We start from the raw sequence: 18,638 nt of genomic DNA on the forward strand, positions 1-18,638 counted from the left end.
CAGATTTAATCGTGCTTTTCGGCATTGCGCAAGTCGATTTGGCCAAATCGCTGATGCGCAAAGTACAGGTCATAAATGCCGTCCTGGCCTGACAGGGCGCGGGCCGCAATACGATGCCTGTGCAAGGCGCTGGAGACGCGAAAGCTGCGCTTGTGGAACTTCACATGCCCGTTCCACCCGACGGTCTCCACCAGGTCTTCCTGCGGATAAACAATCTCTGGCAATCGCTCGGGATAGGCCAGACGGCTTTGCCGGAACCGGGTTACCGGCGTGGCCATGCCGATGGCTTCATGCGGCCGCTCGTTGTTGTAGATCATTCGCCAGCGGTCGAATGCGTTCTGGACCTCCTCAAGGTCAACGAAGTGACGCCCGTGCAGCACATCTGCCTTGAGCGTGCGATGGAAACGTTCGTCCTTGCCATTGGTCTGTGGATGAGCCGGACGACTGTGACTGATGCGAATGCCCAGCTGAATCAACCAGATGGTGAGCTTGGTGATGCCATGCTCGTGCTGCGACGGACTGCCCCATGGAGAACCGTTGTCAGCGTTGATCCGTACTGGCATGCCGTGATGGCGAAAGGCAGTTTCCAGAGCTGCCTGCACAGTGGCAGTGTCCGGGTTCAGGCAAGCCTGCAGGACGATGTTGTAGCGTGAATGATCATCCAGCACGGTCAGTGGATGACACGTGGCCTGGCCGGTCTGGAAATGGCCCTTGAAGTCGATCTGCCAGAGATCATTGGGCTGGGCATGCTCGAAGCGCTGCCAGGCGGTGCTGTTTGCGCTTGCCTTTTCTGAGATCAAGCCATGTCGATGCAGAATCCGGGTAATGGTGCTGGGGGTTGGCACCTGGATGTGACCCTGATTGAGCAGGCTGCGATGAATCTTGCGGCCGCCCCAGGTGGGGTGTTTCAGACGCACCTTCACTACCAGCTCTTCGTTTGCCTGGCTGGTACGCAGTGGCGTATTGCAGGGTCTGCGCGAGCAGTCCTGCAGGCCAGCAGGGCCCTGCGTCATGCTGCGTTCACGCCATTTGTATCCTGTCTTGCGACTGATTCCAAAACGCGTGCATAGGGCACTGAAGTTCACGCCATCCTGCTGCGCTAGCGCCGTAAATTCTTGTCGAAGGGTCATCATGTCAACGTCTTTCCAGGGCATGGTTAGAGAATCCTTTGGCTTGATATGGAATACGCCAAAGTGTTACCCATGTCCCGGCACAGTTGTTACCCATGTCCCCGGTCTATACAGCGAAGCAAAAAAAGTGACCCGGCCGCCGGGACGGATTCCCGGCTTGTCTCCACGGCAGTGCAATCGCCTTGCGTCACCCGGCAAGGCACGGGCAGCACTGTCGGTGTGGTTGTTGACGTTCGTATTGAAACTTCAAACGTCAAAAGCAACTGCTGCTTCGCAGTGACGTCTTTACGCCGGGTGAAGCAAGCCGACTGCACTGTCGTCATGACCAGGCCGGGAGTTCGCCCCGGCGGGCGACCTACTTCTTTTGCTTCGCCAAAAGAAGTAGGCAAGAAAAGGCGACCCGGTGATCGCGCCCTCGCTGCGCGAGGGTCCCCGTGCCGTCGATGCATGGAGCGGGGCGCGGCTAAACTCGCCAAGCTGCGCTTGGCTCAGACAGACGCCGCACCTTTTCCCGCTCCACGCACCGACGTCACGGCGCGCTCAACGGGACTTAAAAGCAACGGCAACTTCAAAAGCAACGGCAACGGCAACGACAACGACAACGACAACGACAACGGCAACGGCCACTTCAAAAGCAGCGGCAACTGTCGCTGCGCGTACTACAACTGCAACGGCCATTTCAAGAGCGACTGCAACCGCAACTGTTTCCGCCCCTCGCCGGGCGCAATGCCCCTGTGGGGGATTACACCCGACCGTCCGCACTCTGGTCACCATGCCGCGTCACCGCCCCCCACCCGCCGTGGCGCTGACAGGCCCGCCGGCCCCTAGCGCCGGCCCCTGATCTCGCCAAACTTGTCGAACCGCCTGGTATACGACAGGTCCAGCCCCGCCACCTGGCCGCCCCGCAGCACCACCGACCAGCTGCGGCTCAACTGGTAGGTCAGCTTCAGCACGCTGGCCGCGCCGGCCAGGCTCTGCTCATAGCCGATGGCCAGCCGCTCGCTGATGTTCTTGCCCAGGCTGACCACCTGCTCGCTGCCCATGCCGTAGGCGCTCTTGCCGAAGGACAGTTCATCCAGGCCGATGCGCTTGGCCACCTTGTCCCCGCCCAGCTTGTTGAGCAGGCCGGTGGCCGCGCTGCGGGCCGCGGTCTGGGCATTGGTGCCGCCGCCGCTGCCGCCGTGGCCAAATACCAGCCAGGACAGCTTTTCCTCGTCGGCCACATTCGGCTCCGATACCAGCTGCACCCGCGGCTGCTGCACCGTGCCGGTGACCTGCACGCCGGCGGCGACTTCCTGGCGGCGCCGCATGGCCAGGATGTTGATGTTGGGATTGGTCAGCGGGCCGGTGAAGTTGAGCAGGCCGCGCTCGATGTCGAGCACCGCGCCGAAGGCTTCGTACTTGCCCTCGGGGATGCGGATGGTGCCGTAAGCCTCCAGCGGCTGGCTGGGGCCGGTGCGCACCGACAGCGCGCCGGCGAGCCGCAGGTCGGCGCCGGAACCCTTGAAGCGGAAGTTCTCGCCCAGGTCCACCTGCACATCGACCACCGGCGAGAACGGGCTGGACGGCTTGTCCGCCGGGCCGGCCCGGCTGCCCTGGGTGCTGGGCTTGGCGCCGTTGCGGTAGACCACCACGTCGTCGTCGAGCTTGGGCGCGCTTTTCTCGGGCAGGTTGAACAGCGCCCGGTCGACCGTGAACTTGCCGGTGGCCTGGAGTTGTCCGCCGACGTTTTCCAGCTTCGCCTGGCCGGACAGGGTGAGCTGCGCCGACGGGTCGGCCAGCAGCTGCAGCTTCTCGGCCACGACCGTGGCGGTGATGTCGGTGCTGGCCTGGTCCAGCGGGATGCGGCCGGTGGCGCGCAGCACGCCGTCGCCGCCGCGGAACACCACCTCGCGCAGCTCGGCGATATTGTTGGCCAGGATGATCCTGGCCACGCCGTCGCGCAGGCGCACGCCCTGGTCGTACAGGGTCAGCGCCAGCTGGCTGCCGTTGATTTCGCCCGACAGCACCGGCGCGCCCAGCGTGCCGCCGGCAGTGATATTGGCCGCCAGCTTGCCGTCCAGCGCGATGCGCGGCCCGGTCAATGCGGCCAGCGCAGACAGCTGCGGCAGCGCGGCATTCACGCGCACCGACAGCGGCGAGTCCGGCCCCACGGTCAGGCGCGCGCCGTCCGGCTGCAGGCCGACCTGGCCCTGCGCGGCGGCGTTGCCGAAGCGGGCGGTGTCGAGCGCGGCATTGAGGCGCAGCGCGGCGCCGGCGAAGTCGCCGCGCAGCTTCAGCTGGCGCAGGCCCAGCGCGGTGCTGCGCGCCGCCGCAGGCAGCTGCAGGTCGCCGCTCTTGCGCTCGACCTGCAGGAAGCCGGAGGCGCTGTCGGCCAGCGTGAAATTCCAGGCCGCGTCCAGCACCAGGTCGGTCTTGACCGGCGGCTCGCTGCCGGAGATTTGCTTCCACAGCGTCAGCATGTGGCCCATGTCGAGTGCGCTGATCGTGCCCTGCGAGCGCAGCGGACCGTCGCTGCTGAAGTCCAGGCTTTCCAGGCTGACCAGCGCCTTTTCGATGTCGATCCTGGTCGCGCCCAGCGTGACCTGGCCGGGGCCGGCGCGCACCGCCAGCGGCTGCTTCATCGAGATGCGCGGCACGCCGCGGTTTTCCAGCGTGCGCACCGTGCCCTCCCAGCCCAGGCCGGCCTTTTCCTGGCGCAGCGCGCCATTGGCGGCCAGCGTCACGGCGGCGGCGCTGCCATTGATGCGGCCGTCGGCCTGCAGCCGGATGGCATGGCTGGCATAGCTGCCGTCGATGTCGCCGTCCAGGCGGTCGAGCTGCACCGCGCCGGCTTTCACGCCCTGGCCATTGATCGCAAGCTTGACCCTGGCATCCGGGTCCTCGCCGGGCACGCCGCGCATGTCGGCGCGGCCCGTGAGCTGGGCAAGCCGGTATTCGCCGAAGGCAAGTTGTTTGGCCTGCAGGTCGGCCTGTACGGTGGGGCGCTGCAAGGTGCCGGCCAGCGTGCCCTGGGCATTGAGCAGGCCGGCCAGGCCAAAGCCCAGCCGCTCCAGCGCCGGCGCATCGATCGTGAACGCCAGTTGCCTGCCAGGCGCGCCGAAGCCGCCCTTGGCGCTGATGCGGTTGCCCGCCACCAGCAGCTGCACATCGGCGGCCGGCACCTGCTGGCCGGCCAGCTGCAGCGTGCCGCCGCCGCTCATGGGCAGCTTGTCATAGCTGCTGTCGCCGATGTCGAAGCGCAGGTTGGCCAGCAGTTCCGGCTGCAGCCTGCCTTCGGCGGTGAAGCGCATGTTGATGTCGGCCTGCGGGATGCGGGCCGGTTTTTTCGTCGCCGCACCCTTGGCCGGCGGCGGCTGCACGGTGGCCAGGAAGGCGGCCGGGTCGAAGCTGGCCAGCGTGCCCTTGAATGAATAGGCGGCGGCCTCGTCCCGTCCCAGGGTGCCGCTGGCCTCGAGCCGCGCGGCGCCGGCGCCGAGGCGGGCGCTGCGCAGTTCGACCTGCTGCGGCGTGATGCTGGCGTCGGCCTGGATCAGGAAGGGCGCGCCTTCCAGTTCCAGCTGCACCTGCTGGTTCTGGCCGGCAAGCGCCACTTTGAGCGGGCCGTTGAGCCGGGTCGGCCGCACTGCGCGGTGCAGCGCATGCAGGTCGAGGTTGCGCGCCTGAAGCGTGAATTCCCCGTTGCCGCCGGCGCGCAGTTCGCCGCCGCCGACCAGCCGCGCGCCGCCCGGCAGCGCCGCTTCCACGCCGGTGAGCTGCTGCGCCTCGGCCGTCAGGCTGGCCTCCGCCTTCAGCGAGACCAGCGGCAGCAGCTGCTGGTCGATGGCGCCGGGCCTGGCATTGGTGATCGTGATCGGCCCGGCGACCCGCAGCTGCGACAGGTCGGGCGCGGTGGTGCCGGCCGCGCCGGCCTGCGCAACCGGCGCGATGTCGGCGTCGATGCGCAGGTCGGCTTCCGGCGCGGCCTCGCTGAACAGGCGCGGGTCCAGGTGCTCGACCGCCACCCTGGCGCGCCGGAACGGAATCGGTGCGAACGGCGTCGCTTCGATCCGCGCCTCGGCGCGCAAGTCGCCGCCGCCGCTGGCCTTGACTGCCACGCCCGGTGTTTCCAGCGTGCCGTCCAGCGTGGTGTCGATGCGGTAGTCATGCTTCTGCCAGGCGCCGTCGAGGCTGGCGCTGCCGTTCAGCGGAAAAGGCGCGTCGCCGGTCAAGTCCAGCGCCGCCTGCGCCGCGCCCCAGGGCGTGCCCAGCTTTTCCAGCGTCAGGCTGTGATGCACCCGGTCGGAGCCGGCACGCAGCAGCAAATCGGTGAGGGTGGTGGTGGTCTCGCCCTGGTGGATCGCCACTTCGCCGATGGCGAGCTTCTGCAGGTCGACCTCCAGCGGCAGATGGATCCTGGCCGGCAGCCTGGCCGGCTCGGACGGTTCCTTCGACGGCTGGAGCGTGACATCGACCTTGCCCAGTTCCAGCGCGGCGATGGTCAGCTTGCGCGGCGACAGCGACAGCTGCCAGCGGCCATGGATGCGGTCGACCCTGACCGAGGTGGTCTGGTTGCCCCAGCGCACATTGCGCAGGTCCAGGCCGTGCGCCAGGCTGCCGCCGACAACGTCGCCCGACAGCGCGCCGGACAGCGCGCGGGTCGCCAGCTTCCAGCTGTTGCGCGCGCCCCAGTCGGTAAACACCAGGCTGTAGACGGCGCCGGCCAGCAGCAGCACCAGCACCAGCAAGCCGATGGCCAGCCGCGCCGGCCAGCGCCGCCTGCGTACGGGCTTGTTCCCCGTGTTGTTGTCCGGGGTTTTGCTGCCCGCCGATGCGGCGGGCGCGGTCTTCTGACCGTCGATCTCGGGCGCCGCCATCAGAACGCCACGCCCAGCGACAGGTGGGGCTGGAAGGTGCGGTTGCGGATGCCGTAGCCGAGATCGACATTCACCGGGCCGACCGGGCTGCGGTAGCGCGCGCCGACGCCCACGCCCTGGAACAGTTCCTTGTCGCCCCAGCTGTCGGTGGCGGTGCCGACGTCGTAGAACAGCGCGCCGCCCCAGGTGGCGTTGAACCAGCGCTGGTATTCCACGCCGGCCACCGCCAGGTAGCGGGTCGGATAGACGGTGCTGCCCTCGACATTGCCGATGCTCTGGAAGTCATAGCCGCGCACCGAGTCGGTGCCGCCGGCGCGAAACAGCAGCGAGGCCGGCACCGCGGCGTTGCCGCCCTTGGAAATGACGGCGCCGAGTTCGCCGCGCACCAGCACCAGGTCGCGCTCGCCCACCGGCCAGTAGCGGCGCAGCTTGCCGTAGGTGCGGAAGAAGGTCTGGTCGGTCAGCAGGCCCTTGAGCGCCACGCCGAATTCCACCGAGGCGATATAGCCGCTGCGCGGAAACAGCGGGTCGTCGACCTTGCGGCGGGTGCGCGCAAAGCCCGCCACCAGCGCCTGGTGGCTGCCCTCTGGCGTGATCACGTTGGCCGGCAGGTCGGCGCCGTCGATCCGGGTCAGCTGGTCGCGGTAGTACTGGACCGTGTAGGCATAGTCGTCGGTGTCGGTGCTGCGGGCGCGGCGCACGCCGGCGCGGCGGCTGCGCAGGTCCACGCCTTCCAGCGTGGTGCGTTCGATCGCGGCATTGACGCTATTGACCCAGGCGCCGCCGTCGGGCGGCATCGCCAGGTCCAGCTTGGCGCTCTGGCGTTTCTGTTCGACCCTGGCCTGGCCGTCGAATACCCATGCGCGGCCGAACACATTGTTGTGGCTGTAGCGGCCCTCGACCCGGGCGCCGGTGTCGGTGGCGTAGCCGACGCCCGAACGGATGCGCTGGGTCGGATATTCGGTGACCTTCACGTCCACCGGGGCCAGCGTGGGATCGGTGGCGTCGCGCGCCACGTCCACCACGATGTTGCTGAAATAGGGCGTGCGCTGCACCGCGCGCTGCAGGGCCAGCAGCCGGCCGGCGTCGTATTCCTCGCCGGGTTTCAGGGGGTTGACGTTGCGGATGATGCTTTCCGGATAGCGCTCGGTGCCGCTGATGCGCAGTTCGCCAAGCGTAAACAGCGGGCCGCTCTGGTAGTCGACGGCCAGTTCGGCCTCCTTGCGGTCAGCGTAGATGGCGGCGTTCGAGCTGGCGATGCTGGCGGCCGGGTAGCGCCGCTCCTGCAGCACCCGCAGGCCGGCTTCCTTGGCATTGGCCCAGTCTTCCTGGCGGAACGGCGCGCCGGTCTTCAGGGGCCATTCGTCCACCACCCGCGCCACCTGCTCCGGCGCCTGCTGGCTGACCGGGCCGCTGACCCGCACGTCGGCTTTGGCGATGCTGGTGCGCGGCCCGGCCTGGACATTGATGCGCACCACCGGCGGCAGGGCGCTGTCGTCGATCTTCACGGTCGACACCGGCGAGAAATAGCCTTCGGTGGCGGCCAGTTCACCGACCTGCTCGGACGCGGTTTCCACCATGAACCTGAGCTGGTCGGCATTGATGTCCTCGCGCTCGCGGTAGCGCATCAGGTCCAGGTGCTGGGTCAGCAATTCGCGCAGGACTTTCGGCGCTTCCAGTTCGACCTTGTAGGCGGCGCTGGCCGGGGCGGCGGCCAGCAGCAGCGCCATGCAGCCGGACCACAGGACAGCGGGTTTCAAAGACAGGCCATGCCGATGCGGCGGGGTGTGCTTCTTCAATCAATCCTCTTGACGATGCGGTCCGGCCGTGGCGGCCTGGTGCGGTGGGGGCGGCGGCGCAAGGCCGGCAACCTATATGGTGTCAGGCGGCAAGGGCGAGTTCAATCTGAAAGCGCTGGATGCCAGGCGGTAATCATGCCTGATTAAAGCAGATAAGGCGCAGCGGGGTTTTGCTTGCAATCAGCGGATGGGGCAAAGTAAATTCCCGTGGGAAAGGTCGGCGCGTCATGGCAATGGATGCCAGGACGCCTGGCGGGACTGGATTGCCAGTTGGCTAATGCCCGGCTGATGTTCAGTTGTAGAGCAGCGGCAGATGCCTGCCCCCGCTTTCCACCACCAGGCCTTCACGGGTTTTCGCCACCAGCACGTGGCCGTGGTCGGGCACTTCAACCACCGCCTTGCCGCAATCGGACAGGGCCATTGCGAGATGCAGGTGGCCATGCAGCAAGTGATAACCAGCGTTGTCCTGAATGATCAGAATGTCGGGCGTCATGTCGTTGTACTCCTGGTGGAAGAACGGACTGGGGCGGCTGAGACTGGTGCGGCGAACGAACAGCATAGACAATTTTATTGACTTCGCAATGCCAGTTCGACCACGGAACGTCGCCGTTCCCAATCCTGGCGGCGTGCCTCGGCGCTGCCGGTCCGGAAACGGCAGCGGCCGGCGCTGCAGCGCATCCACCGGCAGCAGGAACATTTCTGCGCAGTGGTAATCGGGTCCCAGGCCGGTTCGCAGCATCCTATCCAGGCTTTGCTACGCCGGCATGACAGTTCGGCTTCAGCGGCATGACATCGCGCTGCAATGGCCGGTGATGGCGGACCGCAAACTGCGGTGCGGCGCGATCTTGTAATGAAATGTAAGTTCCGTACGGCAATTTAAAGCGGTCATCGGTCTGTCACCGGACGCAGCATCGTGCGATGCCTGTCATGCCTTGTTGCAAGCTGTTACGCCGGCATTTATTTCCCTTGATTAAGATTGCCGCCGTCTTCCTTACCTTTGTCCCACATGCTGCCTCCCAATGTTTCTTCCGCCCCGGCCGGCGCCGGCCTTTACCGCAATCTCTGGCGCCATGCCGCCGGCGCCCGGCTCAAGGTGGTGCTGGTCGGCCTGATGCTGACCGGCGCGGCGCTGCTGGAGCTGGTGTCGCCCTGGCTGGCCGCGCAGGCCATCAATGCGCTGCAAAAGAACGAGAGCGGCGCCCTGCTGCATGCCGGCGGCTATGTCGGCGCCATCCTGGCGGTGTCGCTGCTGGCCTGGGCGCTGCACGGGCCGGGCCGGGTCGGCGAGCGCACGGTCGCGCTGCGAATCCGCCAGCAGTTCACCGACGCGCTGTATGCCAAGCTGATGCGCCTGCCGATGTCCTGGCACGACCGCCATCATTCGGGCGACGTGCAGCAGCGCATCGGGCAGTCCAGCATGGCGCTCTACAACTTCGCCCAGAGCCAGTTCACCTACCTGAAAAGCGCCGTGCATTTCATCGGCGCGGCGGCGGCGCTGGTGCTGTTCTCGCCCTTGCTCGGTTCGCTGGCGCTGCTCGGCTACATCGGCGTGGGCTTCCTGATGCACCGCTTCGACGGCACGCTGATGCGCCTGGCCGCGGCCGAGAACGCCGCCGAGCGCAAGTACCAGGCCAAGATGCTGGACTTCCTGGGCAATGTCTCCACCGTGTTCTCGCTGCGCATGCAGCAGGGTTCCCGCCAGCTGGTGAACCAGCGCCTGGCGGACGTGTTCGTGCCGCTGAAGAAGAGCATCGTGCTGGTGGAAGCCAAATGGTGCGCGGCCGACCTGCTGTCGCTGGTGCTGACCTGGGGCCTGGTGGTGGCGGCCGCCTGGCCAAGCAAGAACAGCGGCGGCGTGGTGCTGCTGGGCAGCGTGTTCCTGGTGCACCAGTATGCGCAGCAGGCGCGCGGCGTGGTGCTGTCGGCGGCGGATAAGTTCCAGTCCTTTGCCCGCACCCGCACCGACGTCGCCAGCGCCGACGCCATCCTGAACGCGGCCGACATGCCGGCCGCCGGCGAGCCGGTGCACGCCGGCTGGCAGAAGCTGGCGGTCAAGGGCCTGTGCTACGAGCATCCGGCGATCAGCGACAATGCCGCCGCCCAGGCGCCGGCCGGCCTGCACCATGTGTCGCTGGCCATCGCCCGCGGCGACCGCGTCGCCCTGATCGGCCACAGCGGTTCCGGCAAGAGCACGCTGATGCGGGTGCTGGCCGGCCACTATGCGCCGACCCAGCAGCATTTCGATGTCGATGGCCAGGCCTATGGCCGCACCCGCCACCTGTCCAGCATCGCCACCCTGATCCCGCAGGAAGCCGATGTGTTCGAGGCCAGCGTGCGGGAAAACATTTCCCTGTCGGGCGCCCACAGCGACGCCGAGATTGCCCGCGTGGTGCATGCCAGCGGCTTCGACGCGGTGATGGCCGACATGGCCATGGGACTGGAGACGCCGATCACCGAGCGCGGCTTCAACCTGTCCGGCGGCCAGCGCCAGCGGCTGTGCCTGGCGCGCGGCCTGCTCGCGGCCTCCTCGTCGTCGCTGATCATGCTCGACGAGCCGACCAGCGCGCTCGACCCGGTGACTGAGGAAACCGTGCTGGGCCGCATCTCGAAAGCCTTCCCGGACGCCTGCGTGATGGCCTCGGTGCACCGCATGAGCCTTTTGCACCACTTCAACAAGGTGGTGCTGATGAATGGCGGCAGGGTGCAGGACGTGGGTACGGTGGAGGAACTGCTGGCGCGCCAGCCGTCGTTCCGGGCGATGATGAAGCAGCCGGGCGCGGCCGACGCTGTGCAGGAGGCCTAATCGAGATTGATGCGCAGGAACAGCATCACGCTACGGTCCGAGCCCAGGCCGTCGCGCGCCCGCGGCAGGTAGGTCATCAGCAGCTTGGGGCCATTGTCGCCGCCGAACGAGGCCAGCGGCAGGGCCACGCGGTAGGGGCCGGTGCGGCTTAGCACGCCCGACTTCTCCATGTCCTGGCGCCAGCTCGATTTCAGGTTCAGGGACAGGCCGCCGCTGGATGCCGCTTCGCGCTGCTCGCGGCGCGCCAGTTCCCAGTTTTCTCCGAGCAGCCTGTCGTTCCAGGCATGGGCAGCCGGCAGCATGCAGGCCAGGATGCAGGCACTTGCGAACTGGACTTTCAGCATGACAATCTCTCCCTGTGCGACATTCGGCTGCTTGGAAAAGTATTGTAAAAATCCTATCGTAATTTGCTTAGCGTTTCGACAAGTATTTTGCAGATTTCTTGTGCGCCGCATCAGTCGCTGACGCGGCAGCCAGCCAGCAGGTCCATGCCGGCGTGGTAATGCCGGTCCCGCGTAGCCATCATGCCCAGCAGGGTGTGGTACAGGTTGTCATGGCTCAAAGGCTGATCGAGCCGGCGCGCCAGGCAGTCGCCGGCAATGCCCATGCGTTTCCGATAGCCGTCCGACATCCAGAGCAGCAGGGGAATGCGCTTTTGTTCCTGCGGCGCCGCCGCATAGGGCGCGCCGTGCAGGAAAACGCCGTCCTCGCCCAGCGATTCGCCGTGGTCGGAGACATACAGCAGCGCACTGTCGAAGCGGTCGGACCGGTTTTCCAGCAGCGCGATCTGGGCTGCCAGGAAGCGGTCGGTATAGACGATGGTGTTGTCATAGGCGTTGCGGATTTCCTCGGCGCTGCAGTCGGCCAGTTCCTGGCGCCGACATGCCGGGCTGAAGCGCTGCGCCGCGGCCGGATAGCGCCGGAAGTAATCCGGCCCGTGGCTGCCCATCTGGTGAAAGCCGAACAGGCTGTCGCGGTCGACTCCGGCCAGCGCCTGTTCCAGCCCGGCCAGCATGGCTTCGTCCAGGCAGGCGGCGGCGTCGCACAGCGCGGCGTCAGGCAGGAACGCCCGGAACGCCACCGTGGGCAGCCGGGCGCTGATGCCGGCGCTGCCCGCATTGTTGGCGCGCCAGGCCACCCGCACGCCAGCCGCGGCCAGCTGCTCCAGCGCGTTCGGCAGGGCGCGCGCGCCGGCCACGGTATAGTCTTCCCGGCCCAGCGGCGAAAACATGCAGGGCAGCGACACGGCAGTGGTGGTGCCGCATGACGTGACGTTGGAAAAATAATGCACCCCCGGCATGCCCGACAGCAGCGGATTAGTCGGCCGGTCATAGCCGCCAAGCTGGAAGCTGGCATGGCGCGCGGTTTCGCCCACCACCAGGAACACCACCAGCGGACGGCTCCCCGGGGCAGGCGGCAGGCGCTGCGGCGGGTCGGCCGGCATGGCTTCGCCGTCGGGCCGCCAGGATGCCAGGTCGGAGGCCACATAGCGCGCCGCGCCCTGCAGCGCCGCCGCCGGCACCAGCAGGTAGGGCGCGGGCGAGCGCAGCAGCGCCTGGAAGCGCGCGGCGAATGCGGTCGTCAGCAGGACCGCCAGCGCCAGGGCGGCGCCGCAGAACAGCAGCCGGTGCCGCAGGTGCTGGCGCAGCGGCAGCGGCGCGATCCGGCTGGAGCCGACCACGAACAGCGGCAGCACGCCCAGCAGCAGCGCATACAGCAGCAGGCGCGGGCCGAGCAGCGCGCCGGCTTCGCCGCGGGTGGCATGCGCCAGGCTGCGCACCATGCCGGCATCCACGGGCAGGCCGTAGCTGTCGGCGGTATAGGCCGCCATGGCGCCGAGCGGGAACAGCATGCCGCTTGCCACATGCATCAGCCGCCGGCCCGGCAGCAGCAGCAGCGCGCCCGAAAAGCCCGCCAGCAGCAGCAGGAACAGGGCCAGCAGGAACGGCAGGTCGGCCGCATTGCCGCGCCAGCACAGGGCGAGCGCCTCGCGCCAGAAGCGCTGGTTCAAGAGCGCCAGGTACATCGCCGACACCAGCAGCGCATACCAGACCGGCGAGGCGAAATGCAGCCGGCACGGCGCCATGGTCAGCCGCACCGGCTTCATCGGCGGCCCTCATGCCGGCCGGGTGCGGCGCGGCGCCTCACGCCGGGCAGCTCCCGTAGGCGTAGTAGCCGGCCGAGGTGCGGCGCACGCTGGTGTAGGCCGCGGTGGAGTAATAGCCCAGGTACTGGTTGGAGTTGGTCGCATACACATTGCCGTTGTAGGCATAGGCGCGGCCGTAATAGACGTGCCAGTAATTGCTGTCGTACCAGGACGCGCAGGCATACGGCGCGGCGGCGTTGCCGCTGGCGACGCGGTCGATCATGGTCTTGACCGCCACCATCTGGCCGCCGCTCTTGGCCGGGAAGTTCACGTCGTCATAGCCCCACCAGTCCCAGCAGCCGTTCGGGTTGGCATAGGTAGCGGCGGCCTGCGGATACAGCACGATCATGTTGTTGGTGTCGGCCCAGCGGTTGTAGCCGGCGTTGGCATAGAACTGGGAACCCACGGTGGCGGCATTCTGCTTGCAGCCATGGAAGGCCACGTGCAGCTTGCACGGCTGGCCGGCGGCGCAGCTGGCCGGCACATAAGCCCAGCCGTCGTTGGCCATGCCGTGGCTGGTGGGGTCGCCGTTGCCCCAGTAGGCGCGCTGGTCGAAGTTGACGAAGCTGCCGGAAAGGGTGCCGGTATTCCTGGCGTTGAGGGTGCCGTAGATCCATTTCAGGATCTCGCCGGCGGCGTCGAAGTTGCAGTTGTTCACGTAGGGCGTGCCGTTGTAGCTGCAGGCATTGCCGCTGCTGTCGGTCGGCACCGCATGCTCGGCCGCCAGGGTGTTCTTGTACGTGATGTTGGCGCTGCCGACATAGTTGCCGTACATCGAGCGCAGGTCGTTCATCACCGGCTGGCGCACGGTGGAGTCGATGGTGCCGGAGAACAGGTAGACGCGCGACGTGGCCAGGTTGGCAGTCGGGTCGATATAGCCATTGCCCGACCAGGTGTTGATGGTCGAGACCAGGTAGGGCAGGTTGCGCGAGCCGGTGTCGGCCATGCAGGGACCGGTGGCGATGCTGACATTGCCCTGCGAGCAGTAGACCGGCCCGCCGGCGATCACGCCCGCGCCCTTCCTGATCGTCTTCGAATAGGCCACATGCATCTGGGCCGCCATGTAGCCGCCCGAGGACAGGCCCGACACCGAGACGTTATCGAAGCTGACGTTGTATTTGGGCAGCGTGACGACCACGGCGAAAGCGTGGCTGCAAAGGACAAGGCCGCCGGCGGCCAGAACGGCGCCAACGGCGTGATTGCGCATGAAGGGCATGGTTGTCTCCGGTATCGTTGTTATTGCATGGCGGTCCGCCATGTCCGGAGGAAGATAAACCCGAAACGGCGGCGCTGCGGCGGCGCCGTTCCGGTTTGTTGAAGAGCCGCAAACCTGGCGCCGCCCACGGTTAGAATGGCGAACGCCAACCCATCCTGCCCGCAAGGGAACCTGCCTCCATGACCATACTGCTGCTCGGCCTCGTCATTTTCCTGGGTGTTCATTCGACCCGCATCGTCGCCGACGGCTGGCGCAGCGCGCAGATTGCGCGCATCGGCCCCGGCCCGTGGAAGCTGGGCTATACGGTGCTGTCCCTGATCGGCTTTTACCTGCTGCTGTGGGGCTATGGCGCAGCCCGGCAGGCGCCGGTGGTGCTGTGGACGCCGCCGGTGGCCATGCGCCATGTCGCCGGCCTGCTCACGCTGATTGCCTTCGTGCTGCTGGCCGCGACCTATGTGCCGCGCAATGGCATCAAGGCCAGGCTGCACCATCCGATGGTGCTGTCGGTCAAAGTCTGGGCCTTTGCCCATCTGCTGGCCAATGGCACGCTGGCCGATGTGCTGCTGTTCGGCAGCTTCCTGGCCTGGTCGGTGCTGTCCTTCAGCGCCGCGCGCGGGCGCGACCGCGCGGCCGGCACCCGCTATCCCGCGGGCACCATGGCCGGCACGCTGGCCACGGTGCTCGTGGGCGGCGCTGCCTGGGCGCTGTTTGCCTTCCGGCTGCACGGCTGGCTGATCGGGGTGCAGCCGTTCCATCAAGGCTGAGCCGGCGCCGGGCCGGCGCTAGGCGCCTTTCTTGTCAGGCTTGGATGCGCCTTCCTCCGGCAGGTCGGCGAGAAAGGAATTGTCGTTGGCGTCGGACTGTATCGCGTCCGGCGGCAACTCGCCGATCAGTTCATCCGGCGTCTGCGCCGGGCTAGCCGCGTCAGTGCCTTTCTGCTGCTGCTGCTTTTGCGTATCGTTCATCATGGCCTCCAGAAATGGTCGGGTTGACATGCTTTCCGTTGCAGGCGTTAGACCCGGCCTGCGGGGGCCGGTTCTGGCTCCGCGCCGCCGGCAGCAGGGAAGCGGGCGCAAGTTCGCGCCTCATGCGGGTCGGACATGTCTTACAGCGGCTTCAGTCTTTGGCCGACTGGCTGCACAGGCCGATTCATATAAGATGCACTCCGTCTCCTCCATTCTTAACGGTATGGATTACGCCCCGCCCGGCATTGCCTGGCGGGGCTTTTTTTATGCCGTCACCGACTGGCGGGAGGCTTTTGACCATAACCAATAGCGTGGCCTGCCGCGCCCGGTTTTCGCAACCGCCTGGAAATACAATCGAGCACGACCACAGCGGTTCAGGACAGCCATCATGACGTTTGCCAGTGACCAGAATCTGCATGACAAGGGGCTTTCGGCAACGGCGCGGCGCATGCTCGCGCTGCGCGACGTGGTTCTTGTCGAATGGGAAAAGCGCCTGCGCTCTACCGTCAGGGAAGCAGCCGGCCTGCCGCATCCCATCCTGATCAATACCTTTCCCAGCCTGTACGACAATATTGCCGAAGCCATCAGCCCCGGCTATCCCAGGGGAAATGCCGCTGCCAGCAACACGGTGGCGTCCGAGCATGGCGGGGAACGCGCGCGGCTGACCGACTACAGCCACCAGGCGGTAATCGCGGAATACCAGCTGCTCAGGTGGACCATACTCGATGTGCTGAGGCAGCACGGCGTGTCGCTCAGTGGCCAGGAATTCCACGACATCAATGCCTCGATCGACGCCTGCATACAGGAGTCGGCCAATGCCTTCGCGCTGGCGCACTCGGCGCTGCGCGAGCGCTTCATCATTACCGTCACCCATGACCTGAGAAATCCGCTGCAGGTCATCAGTTCAGCGGCCGAGCTGCTGCTGCATGCGAAAGACCCGGACAGGGTAGGCATGCTGGCCGAGCGCATCGTCAACAACAGCCAGCGCATGGACCGCATGATCCAGGAATTGCTGGACGCGGCGGTGTTCCAGAGCGGAGAGCGCCGGCGGCTGCACCTGAGCTGCTTCGACATCATGGAAATCGCCAGGGAAGTGTGCGACCAGCTGGCGGAAGTTCACGGTCCGCGCTTCGAGATCGTTGGCGGACCGGTCGAGGGCTGGTGGGACCGGGATGCGCTGAAGCGGGTAATGGAAAATCTTGTCGGCAATGCGCTGAAGTATGGCAAGCCGGAGGCGCCGATCCGCGTGAGGACGGCCAGCCAGCATGGACGCATGCTGCTGACGGTGCATAACGACGGCGAGCCGATTCCGGCCGAACAGCTAGAGACGGTGTTCCAGGTGTTTCGCCGGGCCGAAGCGGCCAAGGAAGGGGTGGAGCGTGGCTGGGGCATAGGGCTGCCCTATGTGCGCAGCGTGGCCGAGAGCCACGGCGGCAGCGTGCAGCTCGACAGCGCCATCGGCAGGGGCACCACGCTTTCCATCGACATCCCGGTCGATGCGCGGCCGTTCCAGGACGCGCCTACGCTGGGCAGCTAGCATGCTTCAACGTGAGCGCCCCGGGCATGGCCGGGTCGCGCCGGCGCGGCGTCGCGGCCGGGGAACGGTGGCCGGCGTGGAATAAGGCCGCCTCGCTTTGCCGCCTTTCTTCCCGGACTTCCCGGCCAACACTTTTCCCGTTGGCATGCCTTCAATGACTGGCTATCAGGCCCAGGTTTATCACGCCTTCGGCAGGCTCGCTGTCGTTTCGCCCTGCCCCGGGGGCGCTGCATGTGCGGCCCGGGTTCACCATCGTCGATCAGGAATCCATGTCAAACCGAGCGCGCCACCATGCAATGCCCATCCCTTCACATTCCGATATTGACGATCTGCCGGAGCGCATCGTCGTGATAGTGTACGAGGGGCAGCGGACCAGGGAACAGTCCGAACAACTGTTTCGCCTTATCGGGGTGTTGAAGGTTGCGAAAGCGGGTGGGGTGGTGGGGGTGGGGCGTTGGGCTTGGTGCCATGGGGGATGGGGCCGCTGGCTAGGGAGGGGGGAGGCAACTGGCGCGGTTGCGGTTGCGGTTGCCGTTGCAGTTGCGGTCGCTTTTGAAGTGGCCGTTGTCGTTGCCGTTGCCGTTGCCGTTGCCGTTGCCGTTGCCGTTGCCGTTGCCGTTGCAGTTAGGGTCCCCGTCTGTGTACCGCCGTGACGGCGATGCCCGGAGCGGGAAAAGGTGCGGCGTCTGTCTGAGCGCCGCGCAGCGGAGCGAGTTTAGCCGCGCCCCGCTCCGGGCATCGACGGCACGGGAACCCCGCGCAGCGGGGCGGCACAGTCGGGGTCGCCTTTTTTGGTTACTTTTTTGGCGAAGCAAAAAAGTGACTCGCCCGCCGGGGCGAACACCCGGCCTGGTCATGACGACAGCGTGATCGTGTTGCTTCACCAGTCGGAAAGACGTCACTGCGAAGCAGCAGTTGCTTTTGACGTTGTCGTTGGCTTTTCAACCGAAGACACGTCAACGTCCACGTCAACGACAACACCGACAGTGCTGCCCGTGCGTTGCCGGGTGACGCAAGGCGGTTGCACTGCCGTGGAGACAAGCCGGGAATCCGTCCCGGCGGCCGGGTCACTTTTTTGCTTCGCCAAAAAAGTAACCAAAAAAGGCGACCCGATGATCGCGCCCCGCTGCGCGGGGTGCCCGTGCCAGCGGTACCCGGAGCGGGGCGCGGCTAAACTCGCCAAGCTAAAGCTTGGCTCAGACAGACGCCGCACCTTTTCCCGCTCCGGGCACCGCTGACACGGCGCGCTCAACGGGATTTCACTGCAACTGCAACGGCCATTGCAAAAGCAAAAGCAACGGCAACGGCAACGGCAACGGCAACGGCAACGGCAGAAGCAACGGCAACGGCAGAAGCAACGGCAACGGCAGAAGCAACGGCAACGGCAGAAGCAACGGCAACGGCAGAAGCAACGGCAACGGCAGAAGCAACGGCAACGGCAGAAGCAACGGCAACGGCAGAAGCAACTGTCGCTGCGCGTGCGTCAAAGACAACGACACCATCGCTGCGGCCGTATCCAGTCCGGGAATCGTCCTGCAAACAGGAGCGCCCGCCACATGTCCGCTTCAAGCGCCTGCCTTGCGAGGCGCACGCGCAAGAGGCCAGGCATCGGCGCAGAACCTGGCGCCACCATTGTTTCAGCAGGAGCAACAGCATCACGTCCTACATGCTATCCCGGGTTCATCCGACTTCATTTTCATGCCGTCTGGATTAACGTACGCACACTGGCCTGCAAACCCGCAGGCATCACATTCACCATGCAAGAGACAACGATGCTTACCGTTCGCGTATCTCCGATGGAAGTCCAGGTGGACGTCCTTATCTACACATTCAACGACATCACGGTAGCCGATGGCTTCGAGGCGTCGGCTCAGGGCCAGGTCCGTACAGTCGCCAGCCCTGAATTTATCGAACGCAAGTGCCTGGCCATCCGCTGCCGGCCGGTAGATTGCGATCATGAAGTGGGCAGGTTCTGAATGACTGATGCGGCGCCTTGCCGTAGGCTGCATCCAGCGCGGCGCCACGGGCCTGATGCAACGCGGCCATGACGGTCGATATGTCGTGTGCGGCCCCTGCCATGCACCGTGGACAGCCCATGCCAGGCCGTTTGCCCTGACCTGCGCCGTTACCACCGGCGTTGCCGCCCGACATGCGCATCCTCCCGCGCTGCCAGCCCCTGCGCCGCC

Annotated in this window: 14 protein-coding genes; 5 read left to right on the forward strand and 9 right to left on the reverse strand. The window is 66.4% G+C overall.

The genetic code is table 11. The features are described 5' to 3' along the window. Positions 1-5: 5 nt before the first annotated feature. Positions 6-1,154: an IS481 family transposase gene (locus tag ABC383_RS15570; RefSeq protein ID WP_413012297.1), complete on the reverse strand. Its 1,149-nt coding sequence runs from the start codon at positions 1,152-1,154 to the stop codon at positions 6-8. Positions 1,155-1,577: 423 nt separating this feature from the next. On the opposite strand from ABC383_RS15570, the gene ABC383_RS15575 reads away from it, so the two are divergent. Beyond that, entirely contained in the window at positions 1,578-1,958 is a 381-nt protein-coding gene (locus ABC383_RS15575; protein WP_413014996.1) for a hypothetical protein, read from the forward strand. Here the strand turns inward: ABC383_RS15575 and ABC383_RS15580 are convergent. The 3 genes from ABC383_RS15580 to ABC383_RS15590 all read right to left on the reverse strand — a co-directional run bounded on the left by ABC383_RS15580 (position 1,955) and on the right by ABC383_RS15590 (position 8,482). After that, a complete protein-coding gene (locus ABC383_RS15580) occupies positions 1,955-5,986 on the reverse strand; it encodes a translocation/assembly module TamB domain-containing protein (protein ID WP_413014997.1) in 4,032 nt (1,343 codons plus the stop codon). The genes ABC383_RS15575 and ABC383_RS15580 overlap by 4 nt on opposite strands. Continuing rightward, complete coding sequence (locus ABC383_RS15585; RefSeq protein ID WP_413016385.1) at positions 5,986-7,716, reverse strand: autotransporter assembly complex protein TamA; 1,731 nt, start codon at positions 7,714-7,716, stop codon at positions 5,986-5,988. The genes ABC383_RS15580 and ABC383_RS15585 overlap by 1 nt, the downstream gene beginning before the upstream one ends. A 361-nt stretch (positions 7,717-8,077) precedes the next feature. Beyond that, positions 8,078-8,482 carry a hypothetical protein gene (locus tag ABC383_RS15590; protein WP_413014998.1) on the reverse strand — a complete coding sequence of 135 codons (405 nt, stop codon included), beginning with the start codon at positions 8,480-8,482 and terminating at the stop codon, positions 8,078-8,080. A 309-nt stretch (positions 8,483-8,791) separates the two neighbouring features. On the opposite strand from ABC383_RS15590, the gene ABC383_RS15595 reads away from it, so the two are divergent. Continuing rightward, positions 8,792-10,588 (forward strand): ABC transporter ATP-binding protein, encoded by a 1,797-nt coding sequence (locus ABC383_RS15595; RefSeq protein WP_413014999.1) that lies wholly within the window; start codon positions 8,792-8,794, stop codon positions 10,586-10,588. On the opposite strand, the gene ABC383_RS15600 is transcribed toward ABC383_RS15595, so the two are convergent. From ABC383_RS15600 to ABC383_RS15610, 3 genes are all read right to left on the reverse strand, one after another. After that, positions 10,585-10,932: a hypothetical protein gene (locus ABC383_RS15600; RefSeq protein WP_413015000.1), complete on the reverse strand. Its 348-nt coding sequence runs from the start codon at positions 10,930-10,932 to the stop codon at positions 10,585-10,587. The genes ABC383_RS15595 and ABC383_RS15600 overlap by 4 nt on opposite strands. Positions 10,933-11,042: 110 nt before the next feature. After that, complete coding sequence (locus tag ABC383_RS15605) at positions 11,043-12,695, reverse strand: phosphoethanolamine transferase (RefSeq protein WP_413015001.1); 1,653 nt, start codon at positions 12,693-12,695, stop codon at positions 11,043-11,045. A 37-nt stretch (positions 12,696-12,732) separates the two neighbouring features. Then, positions 12,733-13,950, reverse strand: a complete 1,218-nt coding sequence (locus ABC383_RS15610; RefSeq protein WP_413015002.1) for an extracellular catalytic domain type 2 short-chain-length polyhydroxyalkanoate depolymerase — start codon at positions 13,948-13,950, stop codon at positions 12,733-12,735. A 179-nt stretch (positions 13,951-14,129) separates the two neighbouring features. On the opposite strand from ABC383_RS15610, the gene ABC383_RS15615 reads away from it, so the two are divergent. Continuing rightward, positions 14,130-14,714, forward strand: coding sequence for an NnrU family protein (locus ABC383_RS15615; RefSeq protein WP_413015003.1), 585 nt, complete (start codon positions 14,130-14,132; stop codon positions 14,712-14,714). A gap of 18 nt (positions 14,715-14,732) precedes the next feature. Here the strand turns inward: ABC383_RS15615 and ABC383_RS15620 are convergent, their stop codons facing one another. Further along, the gene (locus ABC383_RS15620) at positions 14,733-14,945 is read right to left on the reverse strand and encodes a hypothetical protein (RefSeq protein ID WP_413015004.1); all 213 of its coding nucleotides are present in this window, start codon (positions 14,943-14,945) and stop codon (positions 14,733-14,735) included. Positions 14,946-15,303: 358 nt separating this feature from the next. On the opposite strand from ABC383_RS15620, the gene ABC383_RS15625 reads away from it, so the two are divergent. Continuing rightward, positions 15,304-16,452 (forward strand): sensor histidine kinase, encoded by a 1,149-nt coding sequence (locus ABC383_RS15625; protein ID WP_413015005.1) that lies wholly within the window; start codon positions 15,304-15,306, stop codon positions 16,450-16,452. Positions 16,453-17,711: 1,259 nt separating this feature from the next. On the opposite strand, the gene ABC383_RS15630 is transcribed toward ABC383_RS15625, so the two are convergent. Then, the gene (locus tag ABC383_RS15630) at positions 17,712-17,954 is read right to left on the reverse strand and encodes a hypothetical protein (RefSeq protein WP_413015006.1); all 243 of its coding nucleotides are present in this window, start codon (positions 17,952-17,954) and stop codon (positions 17,712-17,714) included. Between the two features lie 54 nt (positions 17,955-18,008). Between ABC383_RS15630 and ABC383_RS15635 the strand changes: the two genes are divergently transcribed. Beyond that, a complete protein-coding gene (locus tag ABC383_RS15635) occupies positions 18,009-18,428 on the forward strand; it encodes a hypothetical protein (RefSeq protein WP_413015007.1) in 420 nt (139 codons plus the stop codon). The last annotated feature ends 210 nt before the right edge of the window (positions 18,429-18,638 follow it).

Source organism: Noviherbaspirillum phoenicis (genome assembly GCF_047237965.1).
In the GTDB taxonomy this organism is placed as follows: domain Bacteria; phylum Pseudomonadota; class Gammaproteobacteria; order Burkholderiales; family Burkholderiaceae_D; genus Noviherbaspirillum_A.

Bases quoted from the DNA above. Each gene is read 5' to 3' on its own strand.
- ABC383_RS15595 (WP_413014999.1), top strand. From the start codon at position 8,792: ATGCTGCCTCCCAATGTTTCTTCCGCCCCGGCCGGCGCCGGCCTTTAC.
- ABC383_RS15575 (WP_413014996.1), top strand. From the start codon at position 1,578: ATGGAGCGGGGCGCGGCTAAACTCGCCAAGCTGCGCTTGGCTCAGACA.
- ABC383_RS15610 (WP_413015002.1), bottom strand. From the start codon at position 13,950: ATGCCCTTCATGCGCAATCACGCCGTTGGCGCCGTTCTGGCCGCCGGC.
- ABC383_RS15630 (WP_413015006.1), bottom strand. From the start codon at position 17,954: ATGGTGTCGTTGTCTTTGACGCACGCGCAGCGACAGTTGCTTCTGCCG.
- ABC383_RS15635 (WP_413015007.1), top strand. From the start codon at position 18,009: ATGTCCGCTTCAAGCGCCTGCCTTGCGAGGCGCACGCGCAAGAGGCCA.
- ABC383_RS15570 (WP_413012297.1), bottom strand. From the start codon at position 1,154: ATGCCCTGGAAAGACGTTGACATGATGACCCTTCGACAAGAATTTACG.
- ABC383_RS15600 (WP_413015000.1), bottom strand. From the start codon at position 10,932: ATGCTGAAAGTCCAGTTCGCAAGTGCCTGCATCCTGGCCTGCATGCTG.
- ABC383_RS15605 (WP_413015001.1), bottom strand. From the start codon at position 12,695: ATGAAGCCGGTGCGGCTGACCATGGCGCCGTGCCGGCTGCATTTCGCC.
- ABC383_RS15625 (WP_413015005.1), top strand. From the start codon at position 15,304: ATGACGTTTGCCAGTGACCAGAATCTGCATGACAAGGGGCTTTCGGCA.
- ABC383_RS15615 (WP_413015003.1), top strand. From the start codon at position 14,130: ATGACCATACTGCTGCTCGGCCTCGTCATTTTCCTGGGTGTTCATTCG.
- ABC383_RS15580 (WP_413014997.1), bottom strand. From the start codon at position 5,986: ATGGCGGCGCCCGAGATCGACGGTCAGAAGACCGCGCCCGCCGCATCG.
- ABC383_RS15590 (WP_413014998.1), bottom strand. From the start codon at position 8,482: ATGTTCCTGCTGCCGGTGGATGCGCTGCAGCGCCGGCCGCTGCCGTTT.
- ABC383_RS15585 (WP_413016385.1), bottom strand. From the start codon at position 7,716: ATGGCGCTGCTGCTGGCCGCCGCCCCGGCCAGCGCCGCCTACAAGGTC.
- ABC383_RS15620 (WP_413015004.1), bottom strand. From the start codon at position 14,945: ATGTCAACCCGACCATTTCTGGAGGCCATGATGAACGATACGCAAAAG.